The organism is Streptomyces sp. NBC_00885, from assembly GCF_045207475.1.
Classification (GTDB): domain Bacteria; phylum Actinomycetota; class Actinomycetes; order Streptomycetales; family Streptomycetaceae; genus Streptomyces.
In genome coordinates this window covers 2118871-2134384 of record NZ_CP108796.1, presented here as the reverse complement: position 1 = coordinate 2134384, position 15514 = coordinate 2118871, and the positions used below count along the sequence as shown (strand labels likewise).

The window sequence follows — 15514 nt, the reverse complement described above, 5'->3', positions numbered from 1 at the left end:
AGTGGCAGGAAGATGACCGCTGATTCCTCTCGCGACAGGCGCTTCGAACGCGCCCTGGACAGCCTGCGCGGACTGTCCGTGGGAGACGCCCTGGGCTCCCAGTTCTTCGTTCCTTCGAACTATCCCTTGCTGAAACGGCGTGCCCTGCCGCCGGGCCCCTGGCAGTGGACCGACGACACCGAGATGGCCGGCTCCGTACTGTCGGTGCTCGCGACCCATGACCGGGTGGACCAGGACGCACTCGCCCAGTCCTTCGCCGAGCACCACGACTTCGACCGGGGCTATGGCCCTGCCGTCAACCGTATGCTCCGGCTGATCAGAGAGGGCGGCGACTGGCGTGAACTCGCCGCCGCACTCTTCAATGGCCAGGGGTCGTGGGGCAACGGTTCCGCGATGCGTATCGCGCCGCTCGGTGCCTGGTACGCCGACGATCCCGAGCAGGCCACCCACCAGGCCGAGATCTCCTCGTACACCACGCACCAGCACCGGGAGGCCGTGGTCGGGGCGATGGCCGTGGCGGCGGCCGCCGCGCTGGCCGCGGATCCGGCCGGGCCTCCGGGGGCCGAGGACCTGCTCGACGGCGTGATCGCGCTCGTACCGCGCAGCGCTGTGGGAGCGGGCCTGCGCCGGGCGCGGGACATGCTCGACTACAACGATGCGGGGACGGTCGCGGCGGTCCTCGGCAGCGGTCGGCGCACCAGTGCGCATGACACCGTTCCGTTCGCGCTGTGGTCCGCGGCCCGCTCGCTCGGCGACTTCGAGCGGGTGTTCTGGACGACCGCCCAAGTGGGCGGAGATGTCGACACGACCTGCGCCATCGCCTGCGGAGTGGTCGCCGCGGGCAAGTCGGGACAGCCGCCGGCCGCCTGGCTGGAGCAGACCGAGCGGCTTCCTCAGTGGGTGCCGCAGCAGATGCCATGAGTGGCTGTCTCCAGCCTGTCGAATGACCCGGCTCAGGTGAGGTACGGGCCGTACCCCCGTGCACGGCCCGTACCCCGTCTGCGAGGCGCCCCCTATGCCGCGTGGCCGCCGCCCGCGCCCGCCGCCCCGCTGAGCGCTTCCAGGTCGCTCTTGCGTACCCGGATGACGAACACCGCGGTCAGCACCGCGAGTCCGACCAGTCCGACTCCTGCCCAGAACGCCGTCGCGATGCCTTCCGCGAGCACCTGGTGCCCCCACGGCGGCGGCAGCTCGCGCGTCTTGGCGAAGGCTTCCTTCTGCGCCGCTGTCGCGTCCGCGAGGAAGAGCGGGATCTGACGGTCCGCCTCCTCGCGGCTGGCAGTGCTGAAGACGGTCATGAGAATCGACAGTCCCAGGGAACCACCCACCATCTGCGTCGCGTTGAGCAGACTGGAGGCCGCACCCGACTCGTGCTGAGCGACGCCGGAGACCGCCGTGAGCGTCGCCGTCACGAAGACCAGACCCATGCCGAATCCGAAGAGCAGCATCGGCCCCAGCACTCCGCCCAGATACGAGCTTCCCGGGTCGAGCAGTGTCAGCCATGCCATGCCGCTCCCGGTGAGCACCGCACCCGCAGCCAGGAAGGGCTTGGGCCCGAGCACCGGCAGGAGCTTGGACGAGATACCGGCGGCGGTCACGATCATCACCGTGACCGGCAGGAACGCCAGACCGGAGGTGATCGGGCTGTAGTCCAGCACGTTCTGCACGAACAGGACGATGAAGAAGAACATGCCGAACATCGCCGCCGCGAGGCTCATCATGATCAGATACGTGCCCGAGCGGTTGCGGTCGGCGAACATCCGCAGCGGGGTGATCGGGTCCTTCGCCCGCCGCTCGATCAGTACGAACGCCGTGAGCAGCACGACCGCCGCCCCGAACGCGCCGAGGGTGAGCCGATCGCTCCAGCCGTCCTCGGCGGCCCGGACGAAGCCGTAGACCAGTGATGCCATTCCCGCGGTCGAGGTGAGGGCGCCCGCGATGTCGAACCGGCCGGAGTGCCGTTCGGACTCGTTGATGAACATCGGTGCGAGGACGGCTATCAGGATGCCGATCGGCAGGTTGACATAGAACACCCAGCGCCAGTTCAGCCACTCGGTGAGCATGCCGCCGGCGAGCAGGCCGATGGCCGCGCCACTGGCCGAGACCGCTGCGAAGATACCGAACGCGCGGTTGCGCTCCGGGCCTTCGCGGAAGGTCGTGGTGATGAGCGCGAGCGCCGTGGGTGAGGCGATGGCGCCGCCTACACCCTGGAGCGCGCGGGCCGCGAGCATCTGCCAGGGCTCCTGCGCCACACCGCACAGCAGTGAGGCGAAGGTGAAGAGCAGCACGCCGAAGACGAACACACGCCGTCGGCCGAGAATGTCGCCCGCCCGGCCACCGAGGAGCAGCAGTCCGCCGAAGGTGAGCGTGTAGGCATTGACCACCCAGGAGAGCTGGGTCGTGGTGAAATCGAGCGCCCCTTGGATGTGCGGGAGGGCGATATTCACAATCGTCGTGTCGAGGACCACCATGAGCTGCAGGGCTGCGATAACGGCGAGGGCGATCCCGGGGCGTCCCTGTCTGCGGGCGGCTCCCGGCTTGGCTGGTGCTGTCAACTGAGAGGTTGTCACTATGGTCCCCCACAAGTGAGTTAGTGAACGTAGCCGTTCACTGTCGCGTATACCGTAGAGAGTCCCCTTCAGTGAACGCAAGCGTTCACTGAACTCTTGTCCCCAACGGAGAGATGAAGATGGGCAATTCGCGCTGCACCGGCGCCACCGAGACATCCCCGGTCTCGCTGCGCCGCCGAGGACCCGTGCTGGAACGCGCGATCCTCGAGGCCGCTCTGGAACAGCTGAGTACGGTCGGCTGGAGCGGGCTCACCATGGAAGGCGTCGCCGCCGGTGCCCAGACGGGCAAGGCGGCCGTCTACCGGCGCTGGCCGTCGAAGGAGGACCTTGTCGCGGACGCCCTGCAGGCAGGACTGCCGACTCTGGACGAGGCCGCCGATCACGGCAGCATCCGCGAGGACCTCTTCCAGCTCTGCCGGCGCGTGCGCGACGCGATGTACTCCAGGTCGGGCTTCGCCCTGCGTTCCGTGCTTCACGAGTGCGACAGCTCCACGGCGGAGCGCTTCCACGCAGTGATCGTGCGCCAGCTCGTCGAACCGTCCAACCAGCTGTTCCGAAAGGTGGTGCAGCGCGGGGTCGCGCGGGGCGACGTACGTGCCGATGCCATCGGTGATCTGGTCTTCGACGTGATTCCGGGCCTGATGATGTACCGCTCCAAGGTGTGCGGCAGCGAATGGCCCGACGAAGATATCTCCAAGATGATCGATCAGGTGATGGTGCCGCTGCTGCGTCCTCACAACGGCTGATCGCCGAGGCGGAACCGGTGAGCGCGGTAACGGGGAGCGGGTGACTGCACTGACGCGGAGGCGGCAAGTGCAATCCGGTTGTCGCGGGTGGGGTGCGGCGGCGTAACCTTGCTGGCGCCATGCCGTACGAACCACCCACCCACACAGTCGAGCGCTCGATCAGAGCCACCACCGGCGCCAAGATCGTCGCTGGTGTCGACGAGGTCGGACGCGGGGCGTGGGCCGGTCCCGTCACGGTGTGCGCGGCGATCACCGGACTGCGCCGACCGCCCGCCGGTCTCACCGATTCCAAGCTGATCAGCCCGAAGCGTCGTACGGAGCTGGCGGGGCTGCTGGAGCAGTGGGTCACGGCGCACGCCCTGGGACATGCCTCGCCGGAGGAGATCGACGAACTGGGGATGACCGCGGCGCTGCGGCTGGCCGCCGTCCGTGCTCTGGACGCGCTCCCGGTCCGGCCGGACGCCGTCATCCTCGACGGCAAGCACGACTACCTCGGCTCGCCGTGGAAGGTCCGTACGGTCATCAAGGGGGACCAGTCCTGTGTAGCGGTCGCCGCTGCCTCCGTGATCGCCAAAGTGCACAGGGACGCGATGATGGCCGAACTGCGCAGCGAGTTCGCCGATTTCGGCTTCGACGCCAACGCCGGCTACCCCTCGCCCGTGCACAAGGCTGCCCTCGCGGTGCTGGGGCCCACGCCCTACCACCGGCTTTCGTGGGCCTATCTCGACGCGCTGCCCCAGTGGCGGCACCTCAAGAAGGTGCGCCTCTCCGCCGAGGCGGCCGAACTGGAAAGCGGGGGCCAGCTCGGCTTCGAATTCTGAACCGGCCCTGCCGTCAGGGCAGTCGCACCCATGTGCCCACCCGCCGATGCCTTCCGCGTCGGCATTTGATAGACATCCACTCATGCCTCTCATCCCCGAGGAGCCTCAGATTCACGAGAGTGCCCAGGGTCCCCGCGCTACTCCGGCCGCAGGCCGCACCGCGCCGACCCCCCGTCCCGTACCCGGTCCGCGTTCCGCGGCCTCGCCGCGTCCCGGACACCCGGGCCCCGGTCCGGCCAGGCCCGCCCCGCCGCGTACGCATACCTCCGCCACCTCCGCCGGGCAGCCCCAGGCTCCCCGGCCGACAAAGCCGTCTGTTCCTCAGATCCAGCTGATCCCCGCCCCGGCCGACGGCGCGCTCGACGCCGCCGACGAGGCCGTCGACCTGCTGCTCGACTCCGGTCGCGCCCCGGCCGACGTCCTGGTGCTCACCACCGGAGAGCAGCACCCGTGGGCGACGCACGAACTGTCCTTCGGCGAGGCCGCCTACTGGGCCCAGCACGATGCCCGTGACGACGTCTTCTACGCGGACGCCGCTGTGGTGGGCCGGGCCTCGGCCCGTCCTGTGGTGGTCGTCGCGATCAACGGAGGCGCCGACGACGAGGCGGCCCGCGCACTGCCCGCGGCCCTGGCGAAGGCGACCGCTCTGCTGATCGTGTGCGGCGACCCCCAGCGCATCAACACCGCGCTGGGGACGGGCGTCTGAGCCGTACGGTCCATGGACCGCGGGGTGTTCACGGACCGCAAGGCCCGCTGAGACCGCGCGGTCTTCGGCGATCGCACGGTCCTGGCAGATCACTCGGCCTGTGCCGAGCGGCCGGTCGGTCGTCCGGCTGCCCACCGGCCGGGCAGCCGGAAAGTGGCACCCACCGGCTCCCTTCGGCGGCCCGGTCGTCCTTCAGCGGGCGGCGATGCGTCGCAGGGCTTCGGCGGCGCCGCTCGCTGTACGCAGCGGCAGCAGTTCGGCGTCGCTCCCGGATTCGGAGAGATCGCCGGGCGACGACAGCGAGCTGGGCCGCCGGCCGCCCCGGCCCTCACCGAGCACCTGCCAGCCTCCGCGCGTCAGCGTGATGTACGCCCCGCAGCGCAGCCCATGCAGCGTGCACGCGTCCCGCAGCCCCCACATCCATGCCCCGTCCTCCTCCGTCCAGCGCTCGTCGCCCTCGCGGCAGTAGAGCAGTACGGCGGTGCGTACGGGCGTGCGCCGACGCAGATCGTGCGGGATGACCCGGCGCAGGTGGGCCAGCACTACGTTGCGGAACTCCCAGCCGTCCACGGGGGCGGAGCGCCGGGCGAACGACGCGCTGGCGGCGATCCGTTCCTCGTGGTCGAGCACGGCGACAACCGCGGTCGCCGGTCTCGGCAGGTGCCGGGTGTGCAGCCCGCTGACCACCTCGCGGGGGTTGCGCAGCAGGGGTATCCCCGCTGCAGCCCACTCGGCCGGTTCGAGCATCCTGGCGAGGCGGCTGGTGGAATTCGCCGACGTGCTGAACGAAGTGGCTGCGGACGGAGCGAATCCGAAGGTCACGTTCCTCCCTTCGCATACGCGCCCACAGTGCGGGCAGGGACGGGTGCGGGCGCACCGCGGCACAGCCCTTCAGGGCCGCAGACGGGCCCGCGGGGAGCGCTCCAATTCTTGCTGGCGCGTGGTCATGCGGCAACGAGCAATTTGGCGTCACCGGCGGGAATCGGCGGGTATGAGGCTCATATTCCTTCACTGATCCTGCCCATCCGGAGCCCCTCTGACCCTTCTTGTCACGCCTGAACGGCAAGGACCAGCGGAAACACCCCCTTCGCGCCGGACCGGCGCAGCAACCGCGCCGTCACGGCGAGGGTCCAGCCGCTGTCCGAAAGATCGTCGATCAGCAGGACAGGTCCGTCGGCCTCGGCCAGCGCCTCTGCCAACCGGGGCGGCACGGCGAACGCCTCGTGCAGGCCACGCACTCGCTGGGCGCTGTTCGTGCGTGAGATCCGTGCGTCCACTGCTTCCGGCGCGTACTCGACCGTCCCCAGCAGCGGCATCCGGCCCACTTCCGCGATCCGGGCGCCGAGGGTGCCGACCAGCTGGGGTCGGCTGTGCGAGGCGACAGTGACGACGCCCACCGGCCGCGCCGGTGCGTCCGATGCGCCGGATGCCCATCCGCCGGGGCCTTTGGCCCAGTCGGCGAGCACGGTCACCACTGCCGTGACGACATCGTCCGGAACCGGTCCGTCCGGCGCCTGTGGCGCGAGCATCGGCCGGAGCCGGTTGCCCCAGCCGATGTCGGAGAGCCGCCCCAGCGCGCGGCCCGTGAAGGACTGCTCCGTTTCGGGGATACGGCCCTTCAGGCTGATGCCGACCGCCGCGAGCCCGGTCGGCCACATCTTGCGGGGCTCCACGTCGACGCCCGGCCTGCCCAGCTCCCCGCGCGCGGTGTCCAGGGCCGTATCGGAGACCTTGTCGCTGAAGCGGGCACCCGAGCAGTTGTCGCAGCGTCCGCACGGGGCCGCTTCCTCATCGTCCAGCTGCCGCCGCAAGAACTCCATACGGCAGGCCGTCGACCGTGCGTAGTCGCGCATCGCCTGCTGCTCGGACTCGCGCTGCCGGGCGACCCACGCATAGCGCTCGGAGTCGTACGACCAAGGCCGGCCGGTGGTGGTCCAGCCGCCCTTCACCCGGCGCACTGCGCCGTCCACGTCGAGGACCTTGAGCATCGTCTCAAGTCGCGTACGCCGCAGCTCGACCAGCGGCTCCAGCGCGGGCAGGGACAGCGGCCTGCCCGCCTCCGCAAGCACGCCGAGGGTACGTCGCACCAACTCCTCGGGCGGAAAGGCCACCGAGGCGAAGTACTGCCAGATCGCCTCGTCCTCCCGGCCCGGCAGCAGCAGCACCTCCGCGTGTTTGACACCGCGGCCCGCACGGCCCACCTGCTGGTAGTACGCGATGGGGGAGGAGGGTGAGCCCAGGTGCACGACGAATCCGAGATCGGGCTTGTCGAAGCCCATGCCCAGGGCGGACGTGGCGACGAGGGCCTTGACGCGGTTGGCCAGCAGATCCTCCTCCGCCTGCTGCCGGTCGGCGTTCTCCGTGCGGCCGGTGTACGAGGCCACGGTGTGACCGCACTGCCGCAGATACGCCGTGATCTCCTCGGCCGCCGCGACCGTGAGCGTGTAGATGATTCCCGAACCCGGCAGCTCACCGAGGTGATCGGCCAGCCAGGCCAGGCGGGTCGCGGCATCGGGGAGCTGGAGCACACTCAGGCTGAGGCTCTCCCGGTCCAGCGCGCCGCGCAGCACGAGGGCGTCGGTGCCCGCCCCGGTGCCCAATTGCTCCGCGACGTCCGCGGTCACGCGGGCATTCGCGGTGGCGGTGGTCGCGAGCACCGGGACCCCGGCCGGCAGATCCGCGAGCATGGTGCGCAGGCGCCGGTAGTCGGGCCGGAAGTCATGGCCCCAGTCGGAGATGCAGTGCGCCTCGTCCACGACCAGGAGCCCGGTCGCGGCTGCGAGCTTGGGAAGCACCTGATCCCGGAAATCGGGGTTGTTGAGCCGCTCGGGACTGACCAGCAGCACATCCACCTCTCCGGCGGCCACCTCGTCCTGGACCGTGTCCCACTCCTCGGTGTTGGAGGAGTTGATCGTCCGGGCGCGGATACCGGCTCGCGCCGCCGCCTCGACCTGGTTGCGCATGAGCGCGAGCAGAGGGGAGACGATCACGGTCGGGCCGCTGCCGCGCTCGCGCAGCAGCGAGGTCGCGACGAAATACACCGCGGACTTGCCCCAGCCCGTCCGCTGCACGACCAGAGCCCGGCGCTTGTCGGCAACGAGCGCCTCGATCGCCCGCCACTGGTCCTCGCGCAGCCGGGCGGTGCCCGTGGTGTCCGAGACGAGGCGGGCGAGTACGGAGTCGGCTGCGGCGCGGAGGCCCGCGGGGTCGGCGAGGTCGAGGTCTGCGTTGGTCATGCCCCCATGCAACCTGATGGCACCGACAAAGCGCGAACGAGGCCGTCGGCCTGTGGATAACGTTATCCACAGGGGTCGCGGGGGTCGGGGCCGTCGCGGGACCGTCGTGCCATGAACAAGCACCACGAAACCACCGGTCCCGCAGACGAGCAGCAGATCACCCTGCGCGGCCCCGCCGAACTGGCCGACGCTCTCCCGTACATGATGGGGTTCCATCCGAACGATTCGATCGTGCTCGTCGCCCTGCACGGCAACCGCGGCCGCTTCGGCGGTCGGCTGAGGCTCGGCATTCCGAGTTCGCCTCGCGAGTGGTCGCCCGTGGCGGAGCAACTCGCGGAATGTCTGATCGAGGGCAGTGAGCGCCGTGGCTCCCGGCCCGACGGCATTGTCGTCTTCCTCTGCCAGGACCCGGCCGAGGGCGAGATGAGCCGCCGGGTGATGGAGCGGCTGCGCCCGCTCGCGCAACGACTGAGGACCGCCTGCGGCACCCTCGAGGTGCCGGTCTACGAGGCTCTGTGTATCTCCGACGGCCGCTTCTGGTCCTACTGCTGCCCCGACGCCCGTTGCTGTCCACCCGAAGGCAGCGCCCTTGCGCTGCCCGGCACTTCGGTCATGGCGGCGGCGGCCGCCTACGCGGGGATCCAAGTGCGCGGATCCCTGCGGGAGATGGAGGGGCGGCTCGCACCCCTGACCGCTCCGCCCGCCGCCGACCAGGAGAAGGCACTGGACACCGCGGGCGCCACGCTGGTGCCGAGGATCCTGGACGAACAGGGGCGTGAGCAGGTCGCTGCGGAGACCCTCGCGCTGGCCCGACGGCTGATGACGCGCATTGCGGAATCACCGCGATCCGGTGACTGGGCCGAGACGGACGTCGCGGACGACCGGCTCATTTCTCACGACGAAGCGGCTGCGGTGATCCTCGGCATCCAGGACCGGGACACCCGGGACCGGGCTGCGGAATGGATGGAGGGGCCGGACGCTCCTGGGGCGCTGCGCCTGTGGCGGGCGCTCGCCCGCCGTTGTGTCGGGCCTTACTGCGAGCATGCCGCCGCGCCGCTCACCCTGGCCGGATGGGTCGCCTGGTCCACCGGCGACGAACCCGCAGCGAGGGTCGCCCTCGGACGGGCGCTCCGGGTCGACCCGGACTACGTCTTCGCCCGCCTGCTGCATGAGGCCTGCAACCAGGGGCTGGATCCTGAGACGGTCCGCAGCTGTCTGCGCGCGGCCAGCAGTTCCCGGGCGCCCTCCGGCAGCGGGCCGGACGAGGGAGCGGGAGGGGAAGGCGGGCGAGGTGACGACGGGCGGCGGAAGGCCCGCTCCCGCCCGCGGCCACGGAGGCTTCGGCAACCCCTGGGCAAGAAGGCTCTTCCGCCGGCGGGACCGCGCCCCGCGAAGTCGGCGCCGGCGGACCGGGCCCGGGGGAGCAGGCGCACCGGGGAGCGCGGCACGAGGAGCGGGAGGTGACGGCCGTGACCGGGTCGCCCGTGCCGCCCTTGACCGTCGTGGCGGAGTCGTACGACCCTGTGCCGCCGAAATCCCGGGAGCCCTTCGCCGTACGGATCAACAGGCTCGGCCCCAGGGTGGTCGAGGAGCCCCCCGAGGCCCCCAGTTGGGCGTGTCAGGCGGGCGGGTGAGTGGGGCGGCGGAGTGGATGAAGAAACCGTCGCCGCACGTGACGAAGGGAGTGTTTATCGTCAGGCAGACGACTATGATCACGGCATGTCTCCCTACGACCCGTCGGCCTTTCCGCCCTTTGCTGTCACCGTCGACCTGGTCGTGCTCACCGTGCGTCGTCATGCGCTCTGCGCGCTGGTGGTACGGCGCGGAGAGCCGCCGTTCCAGGGCCGGTGGGCGCTGCCCGGCGGCTTCGTCAGGGGCGACGAGGATCTGGCGGCAGCCGCGGCGCGCGAGCTCGCCGAGGAGACCGGACTGTGCGCGCACGACCCCGCCTCCCCGGCACCCGGGAACGGCGCACATCTCGAGCAGCTGGCCACCTACGGAGACCCCAAGCGTGACCCCCGCATGCGCGTGGTCAGCGTGGCCCATCTGGTGCTCGCGCCCGACCTTCCCGCGCCCCGCGCGGGCGGTGACGCCAACAGCGCGCGCTGGGCCCCCGTCGAGGATCTCCTGGGCCAGGAGAACGGGTTCGGACGCGAGGACGACCAGGCCGCCTCGCTCGCCTTCGACCATGCGCGGATTCTGGCGGACGGGGTGGAGCGCGCCCGTTCCAAGATCGAGTACTCCTCGCTGGCCACCGCGTTCTGCCCGCCGGAATTCACGGTCGGCGAGCTGCGGCGGGTGTACGAGGCGGTGTGGGGCGTCGCGCTCGACCCCCGGAACTTCCACCGCAAGGTGACCGGCACTCCGGGCTTCCTGGTGCCCGCGGGAGGGACCACCACCCGTCAGGGCGGCCGTCCGGCGCAGCTGTTCCGGGCGGGCGGCGCCACCGTGCTGAACCCCCCGATGCTGCGTCCAGAAGTCTGACACCCAGGCCTGGCCATTGCGCTAAAAGTCCTAAATGTCGAGTTATCTTGCTGCGGTACCCGACCTGCCGCCGAGCGGTCTCAACTTCCGCGAGAGAAGCGATGCTCCAGGCCATCGGACTGACCAGCGCCCACCGCCGAGACCAGGCGCCCGCCGTCGACGATGTCACGTTCGAGGCCCGGCAGGGCCTCGTTACTGCCCTCCTCGGCGTGGCCGGCTCCGGAAAGACGACGGCGCTGCGTCTGATGCTTCAACTCGAGTCCGGCCGGGGCGTCACGTACTTCCGGGGGAACCCCCTCCACCGCATTGCCCACCCGGCCCGTGAGGTCGGAGTGCTCCTCGGCGACGTACCCGGTCATCCGGCGCGGACGGCTCGGGGGCAGCTCCGTATGCTCTGCGCCGCCGCCGGAGTTCCCGCTTCCCGCGCCGACGAGATGCTGGAAGCCGTCGGTCTGGCGGGCCTCGGCGGTGAGCGCCTCGGCATGCTCTCGATCGGCATGGACCGCAGGCTAGGGCTCGCCTCCGCTCTGCTCGCGGATCCGCAGACGCTGATCCTCGACGAGCCCGCGAAGGGGCTCTCGCCCCGGGAGAACAGCTGGCTGTACGGACTGCTGCGCGCTCACGCCACCCATGGCGGCACCGTCCTGTGCACGACCAGTGACCCCAAGGAAGCCGCCCGCATCGCCGACCAGGTCGTCACCCTCGACGCGGGCCGCCTCGTCGCCGACCAGGACGCGGCCGCCTTCTCCCGCACCAGACTCCGCCCCCGCGTCGCCGTCCGTACCCCGCAGGCCGCCCGCCTGGCCGCCGCCGTCGCCCGCGAGGCGCGCGCCGCCCAGCGCTCCGTTGAGGTCGTCGCCGAGAGCGGCAGCCTGCTGTCCGTCTACGGCAGCAACTGCGCCGAGATCGGCGAAACGGCCTTCCGGCACGGCGTACTCGTCCACCGGCTGTCCGACGAGGTGGGAGACGCAGGCCCGGATGGTCGGCACCAACCTGACCCAGCGCCCGGCTCCGGGCCGCCGTCCCCCGCGGCCGCGGGCGCCGCCGCAGCGGCCTTCCGGCCGCAACCCGCACCTGCCACCCAGGAGGTGCCCCCGCCCGCCGAGCAGGCCACGCACCCGCCGAATCCCCCACAAGCCCCCCGTCCCCCCGTTCCCCCTCAGTCCTCCCCCCTGCCGCGCCCGGTCCGCAGCCCCCTCAGGCCCCTGCGCTACGAACTCCGCCGCCTCCTCGGTGTCCGTACGGCCCTGTTCGTACTGGGCGCCGTCCTCGTCTCCTCAGCCGCGCTGTGCGTCCTGCTCGGCCGTACCGGCGGAACCCCGCTCCCTGCCGTGCTCACCGCCTGGCCCGACTTCTTTCCGCTGCCGCCCGCCGCCTTCGGAGCCGGACTGCTCGGGGCGCTCTCCTTCGGCGAGGAGTTCCGCTACCCCGCCCTCGCCGCCGCCCGCGGCACCGTGCCCCGCCGTCTCGGCCTCCTCCTTGCCAAGCTCGCGGTGACCGCGGCGGCCGCCCTGCTGATCGCGCTCCTCGTGGCAGTGGCCGACTTCCAGGCGCTCCGCCTCGCGTACGGAAGCGATGCGGTCCCCGTGCCGCAGAATTGGCCCGCCCTGATGGCCAGTTGGAGCGCTCTCGCGATCGGATGCGCCTGGGCCGGGCTGCTGGGAGCGGGAGTGTTCAGGGTCACCGCCGGCGGAGTGGCCGCCGTGCTCGCCGTACCGGTCCTCATCGCCCCTCTCGTGCAAAAGGCGCTGATCGCTCCGTCCGTCCGTTCGATCGCCGGGCTTCCCGGCAGGCTGCGTGAACTGACCTGGGTGTGGCTGCCGCAACAGGCCGACGACTGGCTGATGGCGGGGGTGCATCTGCTGGCCCAACCCGTGGGCGCCGCACTGATGTTGTCGTTGTCGGCCCTGATCTGCGCATATCTGTTCACGAGCCTTCGCCGCAGCGCCCGTTGGTGAACATGATCGACCGGGACTCGGCGATCTGTTCACAACTCCCTTGAGAGCGCCCGTTTCCTTCCGATAAGGCGTCAATTGCGAGGCCGGCGCCGATCACCCTTTCGTGTGCTTTTCACCAAAGACCTCAAGGGCCGCCGGAGCCACGCCGACAAAGGATGCGTGAGTACCCTTGCGCACACCATGATGACCGCCGCCCGCCCCGCCGAGTCCGGCCTCGCCGGCCCGGGCGAACTCGACCGATACCCCTACGCGGAGGCGCACGGCGCCGACCGCGTCGGCCCCCCCTCCTGGGAAGGCGCCGACGCCGAGTTGGGCCGGGTCGGCCGCCGCGCGGCAGGCAGCCGGGGCCGCGGACTGCACGGCCAACTCGTCCAGCAGCTCGGCCAGATGATCGTCTCGGGAGACCTGGGCGCCGATCGCCCGCTCGTCCCGGAGGAGATCGGCCAGCGCTTCGAGGTCTCCCGCACCGTCGTGCGGGAGTCGCTGCGCGTGCTCGAAGCCAAGGGCCTGGTCAGCGCCCGCCCCAATGTCGGCACCCGGGTCCGTCCGGTCAGCGACTGGAACCTGCTGGACCCCGACATCATCGAGTGGCGCGCGTTCGGCCCGCAGCGTGACGACCAGCGCCGGGAGCTGAGCGAGCTGCGCTGGACCATCGAGCCGCTCGCCGCCCGCCTCGCCGCGGGGCACGGCCGTGAGGACGTCCAGCAGCGGCTCGCCGACATGGTCGAGATCATGAACCATGCCCTCACTCAGGGTGACGGAATCACCTTCTCCCGGGCGGACGCGGAGTTCCACTCCCTCCTCATCCAGCTCGCGGGCAACCGGATGCTGGAGCACCTCTCCGGGATCGTCTCCGCGGCCCTCCAGGTCTCCGGCGGCCCGGTCACCGGCTGTGACCGCGCTACCGAGGCTTCTCTCGCCCATCACGCGCGGATCGCCGACGCACTCGCGACCGGTGACGCGCACGCCGCGGAATCGGCCATGCGTCAACTGCTCACCGTTCACCCGGAAGTGGAGCGAGTCGTCCCCGCGCCGCGCGAGCACTGAGCGCGGGAGCGGGACGCGGTCAGGAAGTACGGAGGCGTACGCATCGTGTGTCGCCGGATTCCACGGGATCCGGCGACACGATTATGTCGCGAATGTCCCCATTTGACCGTCCCGTCTTAAATGAGGTGTGACTCGGGCCACGTGGATTGGGCGTAACACTCCTCGAAACAGTGCGATGACCTAAGAGGTGACAGCCGAGGAGGGAATACAGCCGCCATTCAGGGCGCTGTGCAATTCCGAGGCTCAGCCCCGCGCCACCGGCACATCCGCAGCCTGGTGGTCGTCGGCTCCGGCCCGATCATGGGCGGGGCCGGAAGCCGTTTCCATCGTTCCGAGAGGTTGTTCGTGTCGGCCAGCACATCCCGTACGCTCCCGCCGGAGATCGCCGAGTCCGAGTCTGTGATGGCGCTCATCGAGCGGGGAAAGGCTGATGGGCAGATCGCCGGCGATGACGTGCGTCGGGCCTTCGAGGCTGACCAAATTCCGCCAACCCAGTGGAAGAATGTTCTGCGCAGCCTCAACCAGATCCTCGAGGAAGAGGGTGTGACGCTGATGGTCAGTGCCGCGGAGTCGCCGAAGCGCGCCCGCAAGAGCGTCGCAGCGAAGAGCCCGGCAAAGCGCACCGCCACCAAGACCGTCGCGGCCAAGACCGCCACGGCCAAGACCGTCGCGGCCACCGCGGCGCCGACGGCCGAGACCGTCGACGTCCAGGCCGACGAAGAGGTCACGGCAACCGCGCCTGCCAAGAAGGCGGCCGCCAAGAAGACAGCGGCCAAGAAGACGGCGGCCAAGAAGACCGCCGCCAAGAAGACCGTGGCCAAGAAGACCACGGGCAAGAAGGACACCGACGAGGCCACCGAGGGCGAAGAGCTGCTCGATGAGGTCCAGCCCGGTGGCAAGGGCGAAGAGGAAGAGGCCGAGGGCGAGAGCAAGGGCTTCGTCCTCTCCGACGACGACGAGGACGACGCGCCCGCCCAGCAGGTCGCCGTCGCCGGTGCCACCGCCGACCCGGTCAAGGACTACCTCAAGCAGATCGGCAAGGTTCCCCTCCTCAACGCCGAGCAGGAGGTCGAGCTCGCCAAGCGCATCGAGGCCGGTCTGTTCGCCGAGGACAAGCTGGCGAACTCCGACAAGCTCGCGCCGAAGCTGAAGCGCGAGCTGGAGATCATCGCCGAGGACGGCCGTCGTGCCAAGAACCACCTGCTGGAGGCCAACCTCCGCCTGGTCGTCTCGCTGGCCAAGCGCTACACCGGCCGCGGCATGCTGTTCCTGGACCTGATCCAGGAAGGCAACCTCGGTCTGATCCGCGCGGTCGAGAAGTTCGACTACACCAAGGGCTACAAGTTCTCCACGTATGCCACCTGGTGGATCCGTCAGGCGATCACCCGCGCCATGGCCGACCAGGCCCGCACCATCCGTATCCCGGTGCACATGGTCGAGGTCATCAACAAGCTCGCGCGCGTGCAGCGCCAGATGCTCCAGGACCTGGGCCGCGAGCCCACCCCGGAGGAGCTGGCCAAGGAACTCGACATGACCCCCGAGAAGGTCATCGAGGTCCAGAAGTACGGCCGCGAGCCGATTTCGCTGCACACCCCCCTCGGCGAGGACGGCGACAGCGAGTTCGGTGACCTGATCGAGGACTCCGAGGCGGTCGTGCCGGCCGACGCGGTCAGCTTCACGCTTCTGCAGGAGCAGCTGCACTCGGTGCTGGACACCCTGTCCGAGCGTGAGGCGGGCGTTGTTTCCATGCGCTTCGGTCTCACCGACGGCCAGCCGAAGACCCTGGACGAGATCGGCAAGGTCTACGGCGTGACGCGTGAGCGCATCCGTCAGATCGAGTCCAAGACCATGTCGAAGCTGCGCCACCCGTCGCGTTCGCAGGTGCTGCGCGACTACCTCGACTAGGTCGCGGTGGTACGCAACCGGTCGTAGAAGTACGCCGAAGG

At 70.3% G+C, this 15514-nt stretch carries 13 protein-coding genes; 10 read left to right on the top strand and 3 right to left on the bottom strand.

Features of this window, described 5'->3' with window-relative positions; all coding sequences use genetic code 11:
* Positions 1–12 precede the first annotated feature (12 nt).
* A complete protein-coding gene (locus OHA61_RS09305; RefSeq protein ID WP_406302654.1) occupies positions 13–921 on the top strand; it encodes an ADP-ribosylglycohydrolase family protein in 909 nt (302 codons plus the stop codon).
* 92 nt (positions 922–1013) lie between these two features.
* On the opposite strand, the gene OHA61_RS09300 is transcribed toward OHA61_RS09305, so the two are convergent.
* The gene (locus OHA61_RS09300; protein WP_406302653.1) at positions 1014–2570 is read right to left on the bottom strand and encodes an MFS transporter; all 1557 of its coding nucleotides are present in this window, start codon (positions 2568–2570) and stop codon (positions 1014–1016) included.
* 119 nt (positions 2571–2689) lie between these two features.
* Between OHA61_RS09300 and OHA61_RS09295 the strand changes: the two genes are divergently transcribed.
* The 3 genes from OHA61_RS09295 (at position 2690) to OHA61_RS09285 (ending at position 4843) form a co-directional block, all read left to right on the top strand.
* Positions 2690–3316, top strand: a complete 627-nt coding sequence (locus OHA61_RS09295) for a TetR/AcrR family transcriptional regulator (RefSeq protein ID WP_324977969.1) — start codon at positions 2690–2692, stop codon at positions 3314–3316.
* Positions 3317–3435: 119 nt separating this feature from the next.
* The gene (locus OHA61_RS09290; protein ID WP_266489170.1) at positions 3436–4137 is read left to right on the top strand and encodes a ribonuclease HII; all 702 of its coding nucleotides are present in this window, start codon (positions 3436–3438) and stop codon (positions 4135–4137) included.
* Between the two features lie 82 nt (positions 4138–4219).
* A complete protein-coding gene (locus OHA61_RS09285; RefSeq protein WP_406302652.1) occupies positions 4220–4843 on the top strand; it encodes a hypothetical protein in 624 nt (207 codons plus the stop codon).
* Between the two features lie 192 nt (positions 4844–5035).
* Here the strand turns inward: OHA61_RS09285 and OHA61_RS09280 are convergent, their stop codons facing one another.
* Both OHA61_RS09280 and OHA61_RS09275 read right to left on the bottom strand, forming a co-directional pair.
* Positions 5036–5665, bottom strand: a complete 630-nt coding sequence (locus OHA61_RS09280) for a hypothetical protein (protein ID WP_406302650.1) — start codon at positions 5663–5665, stop codon at positions 5036–5038.
* 227 nt (positions 5666–5892) lie between these two features.
* Entirely contained in the window at positions 5893–8079 is a 2187-nt protein-coding gene (locus tag OHA61_RS09275; RefSeq protein WP_406302649.1) for a RecQ family ATP-dependent DNA helicase, read from the bottom strand.
* Between the two features lie 111 nt (positions 8080–8190).
* Between OHA61_RS09275 and OHA61_RS09270 the strand changes: the two genes are divergently transcribed.
* The 6 genes from OHA61_RS09270 (at position 8191) to OHA61_RS09245 (ending at position 15473) form a co-directional block, all read left to right on the top strand.
* A complete protein-coding gene (locus OHA61_RS09270) occupies positions 8191–9543 on the top strand; it encodes a DUF4192 domain-containing protein (protein ID WP_406302648.1) in 1353 nt (450 codons plus the stop codon).
* Entirely contained in the window at positions 9540–9713 is a 174-nt protein-coding gene (locus tag OHA61_RS09265) for a hypothetical protein (protein WP_406302646.1), read from the top strand. Before OHA61_RS09270 ends, OHA61_RS09265 begins: the two co-directional genes overlap by 4 nt.
* Positions 9714–9798: 85 nt before the next feature.
* Positions 9799–10563 carry an NUDIX domain-containing protein gene (locus tag OHA61_RS09260; RefSeq protein ID WP_324977981.1) on the top strand — a complete coding sequence of 255 codons (765 nt, stop codon included), beginning with the start codon at positions 9799–9801 and terminating at the stop codon, positions 10561–10563.
* A gap of 101 nt (positions 10564–10664) precedes the next feature.
* A complete protein-coding gene (locus OHA61_RS09255) occupies positions 10665–12521 on the top strand; it encodes an ATP-binding cassette domain-containing protein (RefSeq protein ID WP_406302643.1) in 1857 nt (618 codons plus the stop codon).
* Between the two features lie 159 nt (positions 12522–12680).
* The gene (locus OHA61_RS09250; protein ID WP_266489188.1) at positions 12681–13568 is read left to right on the top strand and encodes a FadR/GntR family transcriptional regulator; all 888 of its coding nucleotides are present in this window, start codon (positions 12681–12683) and stop codon (positions 13566–13568) included.
* Between the two features lie 345 nt (positions 13569–13913).
* On the top strand, positions 13914–15473 hold the full coding sequence (locus tag OHA61_RS09245) for an RNA polymerase sigma factor (RefSeq protein ID WP_324981456.1): 1560 nt from the start codon (positions 13914–13916) through the stop codon (positions 15471–15473).
* Positions 15474–15514: the final 41 nt, after the last annotated feature.